Source organism: Nocardioides cremeus (genome assembly GCF_030518195.1).
In the GTDB taxonomy this organism is placed as follows: Bacteria; Actinomycetota; Actinomycetes; order Propionibacteriales; family Nocardioidaceae; genus Nocardioides; species Nocardioides cremeus.
Window position 1 is genome coordinate 24,729 of sequence record NZ_JAULSC010000006.1, and the last position, 13,772, is coordinate 38,500.

The 13,772-nt window shown below is 72.1% G+C and carries 15 protein-coding genes; 8 read left to right on the forward strand and 7 right to left on the reverse strand.

Features of this window, described 5'->3' with window-relative positions:
- Nucleotides 1-181 precede the first annotated feature (181 nt).
- The 4 genes from QWJ41_RS08250 to QWJ41_RS08265 form a co-directional block, all read right to left on the reverse strand.
- On the reverse strand, nucleotides 182-913 hold the full coding sequence (locus QWJ41_RS08250) for a hypothetical protein (RefSeq protein ID WP_302707195.1): 732 nt from the start codon (nucleotides 911-913) through the stop codon (nucleotides 182-184).
- On the reverse strand, nucleotides 910-2,394 hold the full coding sequence (locus tag QWJ41_RS08255; protein WP_302707197.1) for a glycosyltransferase family 2 protein: 1,485 nt from the start codon (nucleotides 2,392-2,394) through the stop codon (nucleotides 910-912). The genes QWJ41_RS08250 and QWJ41_RS08255 overlap by 4 nt, the downstream gene beginning before the upstream one ends.
- A 115-nt stretch (nucleotides 2,395-2,509) precedes the next feature.
- Nucleotides 2,510-2,740 carry an acyl-CoA carboxylase epsilon subunit gene (locus tag QWJ41_RS08260; protein WP_302707199.1) on the reverse strand — a complete coding sequence of 77 codons (231 nt, stop codon included), beginning with the start codon at nucleotides 2,738-2,740 and terminating at the stop codon, nucleotides 2,510-2,512.
- Nucleotides 2,740-4,359 carry an acyl-CoA carboxylase subunit beta gene (locus tag QWJ41_RS08265; RefSeq protein WP_302707200.1) on the reverse strand — a complete coding sequence of 540 codons (1,620 nt, stop codon included), beginning with the start codon at nucleotides 4,357-4,359 and terminating at the stop codon, nucleotides 2,740-2,742. Before QWJ41_RS08265 ends, QWJ41_RS08260 begins: the two co-directional genes overlap by 1 nt.
- Nucleotides 4,360-4,428: 69 nt before the next feature.
- Between QWJ41_RS08265 and QWJ41_RS08270 the strand changes: the two genes are divergently transcribed.
- The 6 genes from QWJ41_RS08270 to QWJ41_RS08295 all read left to right on the forward strand — a co-directional run bounded on the left by QWJ41_RS08270 (nucleotide 4,429) and on the right by QWJ41_RS08295 (nucleotide 9,775).
- Nucleotides 4,429-5,262 carry a biotin--[acetyl-CoA-carboxylase] ligase gene (locus QWJ41_RS08270; RefSeq protein ID WP_302707201.1) on the forward strand — a complete coding sequence of 278 codons (834 nt, stop codon included), beginning with the start codon at nucleotides 4,429-4,431 and terminating at the stop codon, nucleotides 5,260-5,262.
- A gap of 36 nt (nucleotides 5,263-5,298) precedes the next feature.
- Nucleotides 5,299-6,333, forward strand: a complete 1,035-nt coding sequence (locus tag QWJ41_RS08275) for an adenylate/guanylate cyclase domain-containing protein (protein ID WP_302707203.1) — start codon at nucleotides 5,299-5,301, stop codon at nucleotides 6,331-6,333.
- Between the two features lie 209 nt (nucleotides 6,334-6,542).
- Complete coding sequence (locus QWJ41_RS08280; RefSeq protein WP_302707204.1) at nucleotides 6,543-6,854, forward strand: winged helix-turn-helix domain-containing protein; 312 nt, start codon at nucleotides 6,543-6,545, stop codon at nucleotides 6,852-6,854.
- A 29-nt stretch (nucleotides 6,855-6,883) separates the two neighbouring features.
- Nucleotides 6,884-8,074 (forward strand): 5-(carboxyamino)imidazole ribonucleotide synthase, encoded by a 1,191-nt coding sequence (locus QWJ41_RS08285; RefSeq protein WP_302707206.1) that lies wholly within the window; start codon nucleotides 6,884-6,886, stop codon nucleotides 8,072-8,074.
- Between the two features lies 1 nt (nucleotide 8,075).
- Nucleotides 8,076-8,606, forward strand: coding sequence for a 5-(carboxyamino)imidazole ribonucleotide mutase (gene purE / locus QWJ41_RS08290; protein WP_302707208.1), 531 nt, complete (start codon nucleotides 8,076-8,078; stop codon nucleotides 8,604-8,606).
- A 5-nt stretch (nucleotides 8,607-8,611) separates the two neighbouring features.
- Nucleotides 8,612-9,775 carry a heparan-alpha-glucosaminide N-acetyltransferase domain-containing protein gene (locus QWJ41_RS08295; protein WP_302707210.1) on the forward strand — a complete coding sequence of 388 codons (1,164 nt, stop codon included), beginning with the start codon at nucleotides 8,612-8,614 and terminating at the stop codon, nucleotides 9,773-9,775.
- Here the strand turns inward: QWJ41_RS08295 and QWJ41_RS08300 are convergent.
- The gene (locus QWJ41_RS08300; protein ID WP_302707211.1) at nucleotides 9,753-10,178 is read right to left on the reverse strand and encodes a CoA-binding protein; all 426 of its coding nucleotides are present in this window, start codon (nucleotides 10,176-10,178) and stop codon (nucleotides 9,753-9,755) included. The two genes, QWJ41_RS08295 and QWJ41_RS08300, sit on opposite strands and share 23 nt — an antisense overlap.
- Before the next feature lie 87 nt (nucleotides 10,179-10,265).
- On the opposite strand from QWJ41_RS08300, the gene QWJ41_RS08305 reads away from it, so the two are divergent.
- Both QWJ41_RS08305 and QWJ41_RS08310 read left to right on the forward strand, forming a co-directional pair.
- Nucleotides 10,266-10,811, forward strand: coding sequence for a Dps family protein (locus QWJ41_RS08305; protein ID WP_302707212.1), 546 nt, complete (start codon nucleotides 10,266-10,268; stop codon nucleotides 10,809-10,811).
- Between the two features lie 108 nt (nucleotides 10,812-10,919).
- On the forward strand, nucleotides 10,920-11,684 hold the full coding sequence (locus QWJ41_RS08310; protein WP_302707213.1) for a sigma-70 family RNA polymerase sigma factor: 765 nt from the start codon (nucleotides 10,920-10,922) through the stop codon (nucleotides 11,682-11,684).
- A 3-nt stretch (nucleotides 11,685-11,687) separates the two neighbouring features.
- On the opposite strand, the gene QWJ41_RS08315 is transcribed toward QWJ41_RS08310, so the two are convergent.
- The gene (locus tag QWJ41_RS08315; RefSeq protein WP_302707214.1) at nucleotides 11,688-12,572 is read right to left on the reverse strand and encodes a crotonase/enoyl-CoA hydratase family protein; all 885 of its coding nucleotides are present in this window, start codon (nucleotides 12,570-12,572) and stop codon (nucleotides 11,688-11,690) included.
- On the reverse strand, nucleotides 12,569-13,771 hold the full coding sequence (locus QWJ41_RS08320; protein ID WP_302707215.1) for an LCP family protein: 1,203 nt from the start codon (nucleotides 13,769-13,771) through the stop codon (nucleotides 12,569-12,571). The genes QWJ41_RS08315 and QWJ41_RS08320 overlap by 4 nt, the downstream gene beginning before the upstream one ends.
- Nucleotide 13,772 lies beyond the last annotated feature (1 nt).

The window sequence follows — 13,772 nt, forward strand, 5'->3', positions numbered from 1 at the left end:
GTCGTTCGGTCCTTCTGGCTACGGGAAGCACTCTCATGGCGCGATCCGCGCGCGTGAGGGAGTGCGCCGCGTCTGTCCTGCCTCAGTGGGGAGACGGGCAGCGATCTGCGTGCTCATGCAGGCATCGCACCGGGGCGAATCCCATTGCGGGATGCATACCGAAACCCGCGGACGCCAACGACTAATTGGCGTTGATCGGGATCTTCGCCTTCTTGGTCTTCTCCTCCGACTCGAAGATGCCGATCGGGACGGTCTGCTTGACCGTGCGCTGCACGAACTGGCTGCTGCCGGGGCTGGCCTGCACCGAGACCTTCGCGGTGAAGGTCAGCTCGATGCCGCGGGTGTCGAGGGAGGTGCCCTTGATCCGCTGGTTGCGCAGCTCGAAGGCGCCCTTGGGGGAGGTGATGAGCATGCCGTACTTGGTGCTCACAGGCTGCGGGTCGAAGGTGATCGCGCGTGCCGAGGCGTCGAGCTCGTAGGGGCGTTGGGTCTTGCCGCCGTCGCTGGTGACGGTGCGCGAGGTGACCTTGATCCGGTCGAGGTAGACCTTGCGCTTGGTGGCGAACGGGTCGCGCAGCTTCTTGGTGAGGTCGTAGGCCTGGAAGGTGAACGAGAAGAACTTGGCGCCGCGCGGGTACCACTCGTTGGTGCGGGGCGTCGACTTGGTGGGGTAGAGGGTGTAGACGAAGTCGATCCCCTTGATGCCGTCGGCGGAGATGTGGCTCTGGAAGGTGCCGTCGCGGGTGAACTGCGAGTCGTAGAGGTCCGGGGTCTGGCTGGCGCTGGGGGTCTCGGCCTCTACCGGGTCGGAGCCGCGCTCGAGCAGCGAGCACGAGCTGAGTCCCACGCTGAGCGCGAGCAGAGCACCCGCGATGCCCAGGCGACGGGTCCTGCTGGTGTGGTGCGTGCTCATGCCTTGAACCCCCGGTAGCGCCTGCTGGCCTTGATGATCATCCATGCGGTCTGCAGGACGGTGATGACACCCAGGACGGGCCAGCCGATGGCCAGCACGTCGGACTTCTGCTCGATGTCGAGCGGGCCGTAGACCCACCCGGCGAACAGGGCGGCCAGGAGGAGGCCCACCACGAGGAAGGGGTAGGTCCAGGCCGTGCCCTTGCCCCGCTCGGCCTTGGCCTGCGCGGCCCAGTTGTCGGTCTGCTGCTTGGAGAAGAACTTCAGCCAGGCCCGCACGAAGTGGCCCATCCGGGTCAGCATGTAGAGCTCGGCGGGGAAGACGAGCAGCACGAAGAGGTAGTCGCGACGGTTGCGGAACGCCATCGAGTGCGCGACCCGGAAGTTCAGCCACACCGCAGCCACCGGCGGGATCAGCCACAGCGGGCTGAACACGAAGGCGTCGAGCTGCAGCGACCACATCAGCAGCACCACGAAGAGCAGGCGCGTGGTCATGTTGATGACCATCGACATGTGCTCGAACCAGCGCAGCCGCAGGTTGGGGTGGAAGGGCTGGCCCTTGGTGTCGCCGCGCTGCCCGGGCCACATCAGGTCGATGGCGCCGAAGTTCCACTTCACCTGCTGGGCGTCGAGGCTGCGCAGGGTGGTCATCCCGCCGACGTGGGCGCGGGCGCGCGCAGAGATCTTGGTCAGGTAGCCGGCGGACTTGATCTGCAGCGAGAGCAGCGAGTCCTCCACCTCGGAGTCGCTGACCCAGGGGGTGCGCTGGTGGCTGTCGCGCATCACGTCGCGCAGCGCCTGGGTGGAGAAGATCGAGAACTGGCCGCCGAGCACCGCCATGTTGCGGCCCTTGAGCAGGTTCTGCATGTTGAAGGCCGAGAACTGGGCGCGCTGCCCGGCGATCAGGAACTTCGACATCACGCCCTCGAGGGCGGAGTCGTCGATGGAGTAGATGGCCGAGATGCCGCCGATGCGGTCGTCGCTGCAGATCTCGTCGACCAGGTGCTGGATGGCGTCGGGCTCGGGCGTGGTGTCGCCGTCGACGCCGAGCAGGTAGTCCATGTGCTCGACCAACGAGTAGCCGTAGTTGAGCGCCCCGACCTTCTTGTCGGGGTTCTTGCCGATGTCGTGCACGTAGATGACCGTGCTCTGCTCACCGGTCGGGGTCATCCGCGTGTGCGGGCCGGCGTAGTGGCTGGCGATCTCGACCGACTCGTCGCTGGTGTTGTTGACGATCAGGTGGACGACGTCGGGCAGGCGGGTCTGCTGCAGCAGCGAGTCGAGGACGCCCGCTATCGTCTCCGCCTCGTTGTAGGCGGGGATGATGCAGCCCACCGTGGCGCGCGCCGTGGGGATGGCGTCGAGGCCGTCGAGGAAGTTCTCCGCGTAGGCCTCGAGCCCGGGGTCGGGTCGCTGGACGAAGCTCTGCGGGGCACCGAGGTCGTTCTCGAGCCGGGGGCCGGCTCGGAGGTCGTCGCTCATCTGCTGTCATCTTCCGTCGTCCCGTGGCCCTGGCTGGGCCGACGTCGTCCTCGGAGTCTCGCGTGCCGACCTCAAGGGCTCCTCGGGTTTGGCGAAAGATTGGCTGGTCAGTTCCTCAAGGCAGCGAGCTGGCGCGCCAGGCCCCGGGGCCGTGCGCGAGCGGGCGTCGTACGGCGCGCGCCGGCGAGGACCACTCGGGCCGGCGCCGGGGGGCGGGCGCCTCGTCGCCCCCGCCCAGCGCGGAGAGGACGGCGACCACGGCCGCCACCTCCTCCGGCGTGGCGGAGGCGTCGAGGATGCGCAGCGCCGGGCGGGCCGGCTGCTCGTCGGGGGTCTCGGCGGCCATCAGAGCGGGATGTTCCCGTGCTTCTTCGGCGGCAGGCTGGCGCGCTTGGAGCGCAGCAGCCGCAGCGCGCGGACCACCTCGGTGCGGGTCTCGTGGGGCTGGATGACCGCGTCGATGTAGCCACGCTCGGCCGCGATGTAGGGGTTGGCCAGCGTGGTCTCGTACTCGTCGATGAGCTCGGCACGGCGCGCCTCGACGTCGCCGCCCTCGGCCTCGACCTGCGCCAGCGTCTTGCGGTGCACGATGTTGGCCGCGCCCTGGGCGCCCATCACCGCGATCTGCGCGGTGGGCCAGGCGACGTTGATGTCGGCGCCGAGGTGCTTGGAGCCCATCACGTCGTAGGCGCCGCCGTAGGCCTTGCGGGTGATGATGGTGACCAGCGGGACGGTCGCCTCGGAGTAGGCGTAGATGAGCTTGGCGCCGCGGCGGATGATGCCGTTCCACTCCTGGTCGGTGCCGGGCAGGAAACCGGGCACGTCGACGAACGTCAGCACCGGGATGTTGAAGGCGTCGCAGAAGCGCACGAAGCGCGCCGCCTTCTCGCTGGCGTCGATGTCGAGGGTGCCGGCGAACTGCATCGGCTGGTTGGCCACCACGCCGACCGGGCGGCCCTCGACACGGCCGTAGCCGATGATGATGTTGGGCGCGAAGAGCTCCTGGACCTCCAGGAACTCGCCGTCGTCGACGACCGAGCCGATCACGTCGTGCATGTCGTAGGGCTGGTTCGCGCCGTCGGGGATGATCGTGTCGAGGGCGCGGTCCTCGTCGCTGATCTCCAGCGCGGCGGGCTCGTCGTAGACGACCGGCTCGTCGAGGTTGTTCTGGGGCAGGTAGGAGAGCAGCGCCTTGACGTACTCGATCGCGTCCTCCTCGTCGGAGCCCATGTAGTGGGCGTTGCCCGACTTGGTGTTGTGCGTGCGCGCGCCGCCGAGGTCCTCCATCGAGACGTCCTCGCCGGTGACGGTCTTGATGACGTCCGGGCCGGTGATGAACATCGCCGATGTCTGGTCGACCATCACGGTGAAGTCGGTGACGGCGGGGGAGTAGACGTGCCCGCCGGCGCAGTTGCCCATGATCATCGAGATCTGCGGGATGACGCCCGAGGCGTGCACGTTGCGACGGAAGATCTCGCCGTAGAGCCCGAGCGAGACGACACCCTCCTGGATGCGCGCGCCGGCGCCCTCGTTGATGCCGATGATCGGGCAGCCGGTCTTGATGGCCAGGTCCATCACCTTGGTGATCTTCTCGCCGTAGACCTCGCCGAGCGAGCCGCCGAAGACCGTGAAGTCCTGGCTGAACACGCACACCTGGCGCCCGTCGATGGTGCCGTAGCCGGTCACCACGCCGTCGCCGTAGGGACGGTTCTTCTCCAGCCCGAACGCCGTGGAGCGGTGCCGCGCCAGCTCGTCGAGCTCGACGAAGCTGCCCTCGTCGAAGAGCATCTCGATGCGCTCGCGGGCGGTCTTGCGACCCTTGGCGTGCTGCTTCTCGACCGCCTTCGCGGACCCGGCGTGGACGGCTTCGTCCAGCCTGCGGTCCAGGTCGGCGAGCTTGCCCGCCGTGGTGTGCAGGTCGATGTCCTGCGGGACGTCGGTGCCCTCGCCTGGCTGTGCGCTCACGTGTTCCGGCCTCCTGACTGGGCCCGTCCGTCTGGCCCTCGCGTCTGCTCGTGCGTCAATGTAGTGCCCGTGCCCGACACCACGCCCCGGCGCCCACCCCTCGACGATCCCCTTGACACCACACGGCTGGCGGTGCCCGGTCTCCTCGTCGAGGTGGTCGAGGAGTCACCGTCCACCAACGCGCTGGTCGCCGAGCGCGCCCGCGAGGGCGCACCCGAGGGCCTGGTGGTCGTCACCGAGCACCAGACCGCCGGGCGCGGACGCCTCGACCGCACCTGGAGCACGCCCGCCCGCTCGGCGCTGACCTTCTCGCTGCTGCTGCGCCCCCGGCTGCCTGCCGAGCAGTGGCCGTGGCTGCCGCTGCTCACCGGGCACGCCGTGGCCGGGGCGCTGCTCGCCCACGGCTTCCCCGCCGGGGTCAAGTGGCCCAACGACGTGCTGGTCGAGGACCGCAAGGTCGCCGGCATCCTGGTCGAGCGGGTCGAGACCCCCACCGGCCCCGCGGCCGTGGTGGGCATCGGCCTCAACGTGCGGCTGCCCGCCGACCTGCTGCCGGTCCCGACCGCCACCTCGCTGCTGGTGGAGGCGCAGGAGCGGGGCGTCGACCTGCCCGCCCGCGACCGCCTCCTCGTCTCGCTGCTCGAGACCCTGCGTGCCGCCTACGACGCGTGGCAGGCGGGCGGCGACGCGGCCGCCGACCGGCTGCGGGCGGCGTACGCCGAGGCCTGCGTGACGATCGGGCGCTCGGTGCGCGTCGAGCTGCCGGCGACCGAGGCGCTGGTGGGCACCGCCGTCGGCGTCGACCGCCACGGCCGGCTGCTGGTGGAGCCCGCCGACCAGGGCCCCGGGGGCGCGGCGGTGGCCGTCTCGGCCGGCGACGTCGTGCACGTGCGTCCGGCGTGAGCGACGTACGTCACGCCGGGTGAGAGGATCGGGCTCGTGCCGACGAACCGCAGAGTGACCGACGAGGGTGAGCAGCCGGCCCGGGTCACCCACACCGACCTCGAGAGCGCGATCCTGCGCGACAGCCCGTCGCTCAGCGGCGCCGAGCTGGCACGCACCGCCGAGATCAGCACCGAGCAGGCCAAGCGCCTGTGGCGGGCCCTGGGCTTCCCCGAGCACGCCGACGACGTCGTGGCCTACCTGCCCTCCGACGCCCGGGCCATCTCGACCCTGCTCGGGGTGATGGCCCAGGGCGTGCTCGACGACGACATGGCCGTCAACATGACCCGGGCCCTGGGCCAGACCATGGCCCGGCTCGCCGAGTGGGAGGTCACCGCGCTGGTCCAGCGCGTCGAGCAGCTGCACGAGGACGGCGCCGCCGACGAGGCCGGCGGGGTGCCCGGCTCGCGGGTGGGCTCGGCCCTCCAGCTCGTCGAGGACCTCAGCGAGCCCTTCGAGGAGCTGCTGATCTACGCCTGGCGGCGCCACCTCGCCGCCGCCGCCGCCCGCATCGAGGCCCTGGCCGCCGACGACGAGGACCTGCACACCGTCGAGCTCACGGTCGGCTTCGCCGACATCGTCGGGTTCACTGCCCTGTCGAACACGCTGACCGAGGAGCGCATCGGCGACCTGGTCGAGCTGTTCGAGATGCGCTGCGCCGACGTGGTGGCCGCCCAGCGCGGGCGGGTCATCAAGAGCATCGGGGACTCGGTGCTCTTCGTGAACGACGACCCCCTGCGCGCCTACGACACCGCCGAGGGGATCATCAACGTGATCGGGCGCGACCCCCGGATGCCCGACGTGCGCGTCGGCCTGGCCAGCGGCTCGGTCGTGCTGCGGCTCGGCGACGTCTTCGGCCCGCCGGTCAACATGGCCGCGCGGCTGACCAACGTCGCGCGCCGCAACCGGATCATCACCGACGAGGCCACCTCGCGGCTGCTGCCCGCCGACCAGTTCGAGACCCGTCGGATGGCCGCGCGCCCGGTGCGCGGCTTCGGCATCGTCGAGCCGGTCGCCGTACGCCGGCACTGACTCATCCGGTGCTGGTCCGGCGCTGTGGTAAAGCGCACCGTGCTGTTACCGATCTGTGTACCTGGCGGGCTTGTGCAAAGGCCGATGTCCTTTACCTGCCGCGCCCGGTGGGGGTAAAAGGTCGTCGGCGTGTCGGATGTCATTAAAATGCCAGTGACATTTAGTCCCTTTTACTACCCGTCGGTCTCCGCGCTTCCTAGGATCGCTGCATGATCAATGTCCAGGAGATCAGCCTCGACCCCGACACCCGACGAGCCTGGCGCGCAGGCGACGAGATCGCCCTGTCGCGCAAGGAGTTCGACCTGGTGCACGCCCTGATCGCCCGCGCCGGCGACATCGTCACCCGCGAGGAGCTGATGCGCGACGTGTGGCACACGTCCTTCTGGACGAGCTCGAAGACCATCGACGTGCACCTCGGCTGGGTGCGCCGCAAGCTCGGTGACGACAGCCGCAACCCGCACCTGATCACCACGATCCGCGGCAAGGGCCTGCGCTTCGAGAAGATCGGCCCCGCCGCCTGAGGCACCCGGCCAGGTCCTAGGCTGGCGCCGTGCCCGAGCCAGCCGCGTCCACGCCAGCCACGCCCGCGACCGCTCCCACCCTGGCCGTCATCGGTGGGGGACAGCTGGCCCGGATGATGGCCCAGCCGGCCATCGCGCTCGGCCTGCCGCTGCGGCTGCTGGCCGAGGCGCCCGGCGTCTCGGCCGCCCAGGTCGTCGTCGACCACCAGGTCGGTGACTACCGCGACCTCGAGACGCTGCGCCGCGTGACCGAGGGCTGCGCGGTGGTGACCTTCGACCACGAGCACGTGCCGACCGAGCACCTGCACGCCCTCGAGGCCGACGGCATCGCGGTGCGCCCCGGCCCCGACGCCCTCGTGCACGCCCAGGACAAGGCGGTCATGCGCGAGCGGCTCACCGCTCTCGGCGTGCCGTGCCCGCGCCACGCCGTCGTCGACGACGTCGCGGCGGTCGAGGCCTTCGGCTTCCCGTGCGTGCTCAAGACCACGAGAGGCGGCTACGACGGCAAGGGCGTGTGGGTCGTGCGAAGCGCCGAGGAGTGCGCCGAGCCGCTGCGCACCGCCGCCGAGACGGGTGTCCGGCTGCTGGCCGAGGAGCTCGTCGACTTCCGCCGCGAGCTCTCCGCGCTGGCGGCCCGCTCGCCGAGCGGCCAGGCGGCGGCGTACCCCGTCGTGGCCTCCACGCAGCTCGACGGCATCTGCCACGAGGTGGTCGCCCCCGCCCCCGACCTCGACGAGGACCTGGCGGGGCAGGCGCAGTCGATCGCGCTGCGCGTGGCCGGCGAGCTCGACGTGACCGGCGTGCTGGCCGTGGAGCTCTTCGAGACCACGGACGGGCGGATCCTGGTCAACGAGCTCGCGATGCGGCCCCACAACACCGGGCACTGGACCCAGGACGGCGCGGTGACCTCGCAGTTCGAGAACCACCTGCGCGCGGTCATGGACCTGCCGCTCGGCTCGCCGGCGCCCCGGGCCCGCTGGACGGTGATGGTCAACATCCTCGGCGGCGAGCGCGCCGACGTGGGCCACCTCTACGACGGCTTCCCGCACGCGATGGCGCGCGACCCCCACCTGCGGGTGCACCTGTACGGCAAGGACCTGCGACCCGGTCGCAAGGTCGGCCACGTCAACGCCTACGGCGACGACCTCGAGGACTGCCTGGAGCGCGCGCGGCACGCCGCCGCCTGGTTCCGCGGCGACCTCGGCGACGAGAGCGAGTGAGATGACCGACCCCCAGACCCCCCGCGTGGGCATCGTGATGGGCTCCGACTCCGACTGGCCGGTGATGCGTGCGGCCGCCGAGGCGCTCGAGGAGTTCGGGGTGCCGCACGAGGCCGACGTCGTCTCCGCGCACCGGATGCCGCAGGAGATGATCGACTACGGCCGCGACGCGGCCGGGCGCGGGCTCTCGGTGATCATCGCCGGGGCCGGTGGAGCCGCGCACCTGCCCGGCATGCTGGCCGCGGTCACCCCGCTGCCGGTGATCGGGGTCCCGGTGCCGCTGGCCTACCTCGACGGCATGGACTCGCTGCTCTCCATCGTCCAGATGCCGGCGGGCGTCCCGGTGGCCACGGTGGCCGTCGGCGGGGCCCGCAACGCGGGCCTGCTGGCGGTGCGGGTGCTGGCCGCCACCGACCCCGCCCTGCAGGAGCGGATGGTCGCCTTCCAGGAGACGCTGCGCGAGGCCGCCCACGCCAAGGGCGAGGTCGTGCGCCGTGAGGCCGGTCGCCCGGCGCCGCAGGTCGGGTCCTGACCGAGGTGGTGCGGCCGGGCCGCCTGGTCGGGATCGACCTGGCGCGCTGCCTGGCGCTGCTGGCCATGATGGCCACCCACCTGCTCGACGAGCGCGACCCCGACGGGACGCTGAGCGCCTCGGCGTGGCTCTTCTCGGGCCGCGCCTCGGCGCTCTTCGCGCTGCTGGCGGGGGTCAGCCTGGCGCTGATGTCAGGGCGGACCCGGCCGCTGCGCGGTCGGGCGCGGGCCCGCCGCTCGGCCGGGCTGGCCGTGCGCGCCCTCCTGGTGGCGCTGGTCGGCCTGGCGCTGGGCGAGGTGGACTCGGGGATCGCGGTGATCCTGACCCACTACGGGCTGCTCCTGCTCATGGGCCTGCTCGTGCTGGGCCTCGGGGCCCGCGCGCTCGCGGTGCTGGCCGCGGTGTGGGTGGTGCTGGGTCCGGTGGTGGCGCAGGTGCTGCGGCCCGAGCTGCCGCCCCGGGGCTTCGCCAGCCCGTCGTTCGAGCAGCTGGCCGAGCCCGGCCGGCTGCTCTCGGAGCTGCTGTTCACCGGGTACTACCCGATGGCCTCGTGGTTCGCCTACCTGCTGGCCGGCATGGCGCTCGGACGCCTCGACCTCGCGGGCCTGCGCCGTCGAGTGCTCGCGGCGCTGGCGCTGGCCGGGGGTGCGCTGGCCCTCGCCACGACCTGGCTCTCGCACCGCCTGACCGAGCGCGAGGACGTGCTCTCGGCGCTGCTGCCCGGCGTCACCGCGCGCCGGGGGCCCGAGGTCGCCGCCTCACGGCTGCGCGAGCAGGTCGAGGGCGGGCTCTTCGGCCAGACCCCGGTCGAGGGGCCCTGGCAGTGGCTGCTCGTCGTCGCGCCGCACTCGACCACGCCCTTCGACCTCGCCCAGACCATCGGCAGCGCCGTCCTCGTGGTCGCGCTGTGCCTGCTGCTGGTGCGGCTGCTGCCGGGCCCCACGGTCGACGGCGTGGCGGTGGCGGCGGGAGCCGGCGCGGCCACGCTGAGCCTCTACAGCCTGCACGTACTGATGACCACCGAGGCGGTGTGGCCATCAGAGTCCTCCGACGGCACCGCCGTGCAGTACGTCGTGGTGCTGGGCCTCGGCGCGCTGCTGGCGGCCACGGGGCGGCGCGGGCCGCTGGAGGCGGCAGTGGCCAGGCTCAGCGACGGCGCCACTCGATAGCCGGGCAGGTGTCCATGACCATGGGCACCCCGGCCGCGGTGGTGCGCTCGAAGGCGGCCTGGTCGACCACGCCGAGCTGGAACCACACGCCGCGCGCACCGATGCGCACCGCCTCGTCGGCGAACTCGCCGGCGGCCTCGGAGCGGCGGAAGACGTCGACGACGTCGACGGGCACGTCGATGTCGGACAGGGACGCGAACGCGCGCTCGCCGAGCACCTCCAGGCCGCCGTCCTGCGCAGCCGCGGGGTGCACGGGGATGATCCGCTTGCCGCGGTCCTGCAGCAGCGAGGCGATCGAGTACGCCGTGCGGCTCGGGTCGCCGGAGAGGCCCACCACCGCCCAGGTCGAGCACTCCTCGAGCATCATCTCCACCCAGGCGGGGTCCTGCCAGCCACGACTCATGGGACGAGCCTAGGCAGCCCCGGAGGGCACGGACGCCCATCCCCAGGGGTGGTGGGTGCCCCTGGGGGCCGGGCTAGGTTCGGGCCCATGGCCAACATCAAGTACACCGTCCCCGGCATGTCCGACGCCGACGCGGAGCGCGTCATCACGCTCCTGCAGGACCGGCTGCACGCAGCCAACGACCTGCACCTGACGCTGAAGCACGTGCACTGGAACGTCGTCGGCCCGCACTTCATCGCCGTGCACGAGATGATCGACCCGCAGGTCGAGGCCGTGCGCGGCTTCGCCGACGACCTCGCCGAGCGGATCGCCACCATGGGCGGCTCGCCCAAGGGCACCCCCGGCTCGATCGTGGACAACCGCACCTGGGAGGAGTACTCCCTGGGCCGCGGCACCACCCAGGAGCACCTCGGCGCGCTCGACCTCGTCTACCAGGGCGTGATCAGCAGCTACCGCGAGGGCATCAAGGAGCTCGGCGAGCTCGACCCGGTCACCGAGGACATGTTCATCTCGCAGACCGACAAGCTCGAGCTGTTCCACTGGTTCATCCGCGCCCACCTCGAGGACAAGGGTGGCTCCCTGTCCACCGAGGGTGCGTCGTCGGAGGAGGACGCCGCCCAGTCGGCGAGCTGATCCCCGGCTGGCAGCGACACCGGACGCCCGCGCCCCTCGGGGTGCGGGCGTCCGGTGCATTTCGGTGACCTGCTGCGGCGCTCCCTCGACCGGTGCCACGATCGGGGCATGGCCGTGGGTGACTCACGACGGCGCGTGGAGACCGCGCGCCTGCTGCTGCGGGCCCGGGCGACCCAGGGCCGGGTGCGTGAAGGCTACGAGAACCAGGTCGTGCGCCTGAACCTGCCGGTGGCGCTCGAGATCGCCCGGCGCTACCGCGGGCGCGGCATCGCCGACGACGACCTCGACCAGGTGGCCAGCCTGGGCCTGGTCAAGGCGGTGCGCGGCTTCGACCCCAGCCTCGGCGAGGACTTCCTCGGCTTCGCGGTGCCCACGGTGCGGGGCGAGGTGCGCCGCCACTTCCGCGACGCCGGCTGGGCGGTGCGCCCGCCGCGGGCGGTGCAGGAGCTGCAGGCCCGGGTCGCGCGCGCCGAGGCGCGGCTGTGCCAGGAGCTCGGGCGTGCCCCGCGGCACTCGGAGATCGCGGTGGCGCTCGACGTGCCGGTCCGGATGGTCGTCGACTCCCTCCACGCCACCGGCTGCTTCTCGCCGGTCTCTCTCGACGCCGACTGGGCCGGCCCCGACCAGGAGCCGCCCACGGCGCGGATGGGCGCCCCCGACCCGGCGTACGCGAGCGCCGAGGCGCGCGTCGCGCTCGCCCCGCTGCTGCGCGACCTCGACGAGCGCGAGCAGACCATGGTGCGGATGCGCTACTTCGAGCACGCCACCCAGAGCGAGATCGGCGCGGCCGTCGGCCTCTCCCAGGAGCAGGTCTCCCGCCTGCTCGGCGCACTGCTCGAGCGGCTGCGCCGACAGCTCGCCGACGCCGCCTAGGGCTCAGCTCTTGGGGTGGATGCGGGGCAGGGCCGAGGCCTTGCCCCGGAACTGCGGGGAGCGCTTCTCGCGGAAGGCCGCGACGCCCTCCTTGCCGTCGCCCAGCGAGGTCCAGTACATCGCCAGGGAGTCGGAGAGGTGCGCCTCCAGCGGGTGCGCCAGCGCGCTGTTGCGGTACAGCATCTGCTTGGCCAGGCCCAGCGCCACCGGCGACCGGTCGCGCACGAACGAGCGGGCGAGCTCCTGGGCGTCGGGCACCAGGTCGTCGGGCTCGTGCACCGAGCGCAGCAGGCGGCCCGCGAGCGCCTGCTCGGCGCTCAGCACGTCGGCCGAGTAGACCCACTCCAGGGCCTGCTGGATGCCGACGATGCGCGGCAGGAACCAGCTCGACGCGGCCTCGGGCACGATGCCCAGGCGGCCGAAGACGAAGCCGATCTTGGCCTTGGTCGAGGCCAGGCGCAGGTCCATCGCCAGTGTCATCGTGGCGCCGATGCCGACCGCGGGGCCGTTGATGGCCGCGATGACCGGCTTGGGCAGCGCGTGCACCGCCAGGGTCACCTTGCCGCCGGTGTCGCGCACGCCGGCGTCGTACGGCGCCTCGTCGTAGGCGGCCCGGAACTCCTCGGGGGTCGGGCGCAGCGACTCGTCGAGCCCGAAGACGTTGCCCTCGGCCGAGAGGTCCATGCCGGCGCAGAAGGCCCGGCCGGCGCCGGTGACCACGACGGCGCGCACGTCGTCGCTGCGCAGCTCGGTACGGAAGACCGACTCGAGCTCGCGGGCCATCGTCAGGTCGAAGGCGTTGAGCTGGTCGGGACGGTGCAGCGTCACCGTGGCGACGCCGAGGTCGTCGGTGGTGATGTCGAGCGTGTCGTGGCTGGTCTGGCTCATCCGGTGGTCCCCTTCGGCAGTCCGGACGGCGAGCACAGGCCCTGGCCGATCCGGTCGGTGTCGTCGTCGATGATCGCCTGGAACATCTGCGGTGCGCGATCGGGGTCCCAGTTGACCTGCAGGTCCTGGATCGGCACGCCGCAGGTGAGGCCGCTCTCGCCGTTGACCCGCGTCATCGCCATCGCCCACATGCCCGCGCGCCAGGGCGTCATGCCCTTGCCGAACTCGACGGTGTCGGTGGCGGCCATGTTGAGGCGCCAGTAGCGCAGCGGGTTGAGCACCGACCAGGGCGAGAGCACCTCGTCGCCGACCGAGGAGACGACCTCGCGCTGGGCCTGGGCGCGCTGCACGTCGCCGAGGGCCGTGTAGGTCTTGCGGGAGCGGGCGTAGCCCAGCGCCGTGACGCCGTCGGCCTCCTGGCAGCCGGCCTCCACGTCGAGGTTGGCCAGCGGGTCCTGCATCGCCTTCTCCGGGCAGATCTGCACGCCGCCGACGGCGTCGACGAGGCCCACGAAGCCGCCGATGCCGATCTCGACGTACTCGTCGACGCGGATGCCGGTGTTCTGCTCGATCGTCTTGACCAGCAGCTTGGGGCCGCCGAAGGCGTAGGCGGCGTTGATCTTGGTGGTGCCGCGGTCGGGCACCTCGACCAGCGAGTCGCGCGGGATCGACATCAGCAGGTTGGGCCCGGCGCCGGTGTGCAGCAGCATGATCGTGTCGGTGCGCTGCCCGGCCGCGTTGCCGGTGCCGAACTCCTTGCGCTGGGCGGGGGTCAGCCCCTCGCGCGAGTCGCTGCCGACCAGCAGGTACGTCGTGCCGGGCTGCTCGTCGGGGCGCTGGCCGCCGGGCGCGAACGCGACGTCGTCGACGCGGGTCCAGGCGTAGATGGGCACCGCGACCAGGAAGACGATCCAGGCCACCAGCAGCAGCGCCAGGTGGCGCAGGCGCGGGCGCGGCCGCCAGCCGCGGCCGCCGCGGCCGCCGCGCTGGGTGGGCGGCTGGGTCGGGGGCTGGGCTGGACGCGGGGTGGGCTGCGGTGCCGGTTGCGGCACCGGGCGCTGGCCGGGGGTCGGTCGCGGCTGCACGGGCATCCGCTGCGTCGCGTCGGGCTCGGGGGCCGAGCCCTGGCCCTTGCCCCTGCCGTACAACCAGTCGAAGCGCTCTTCGTCGCCGTCCCCGCTGCCGGGCCGCTGTGCCATG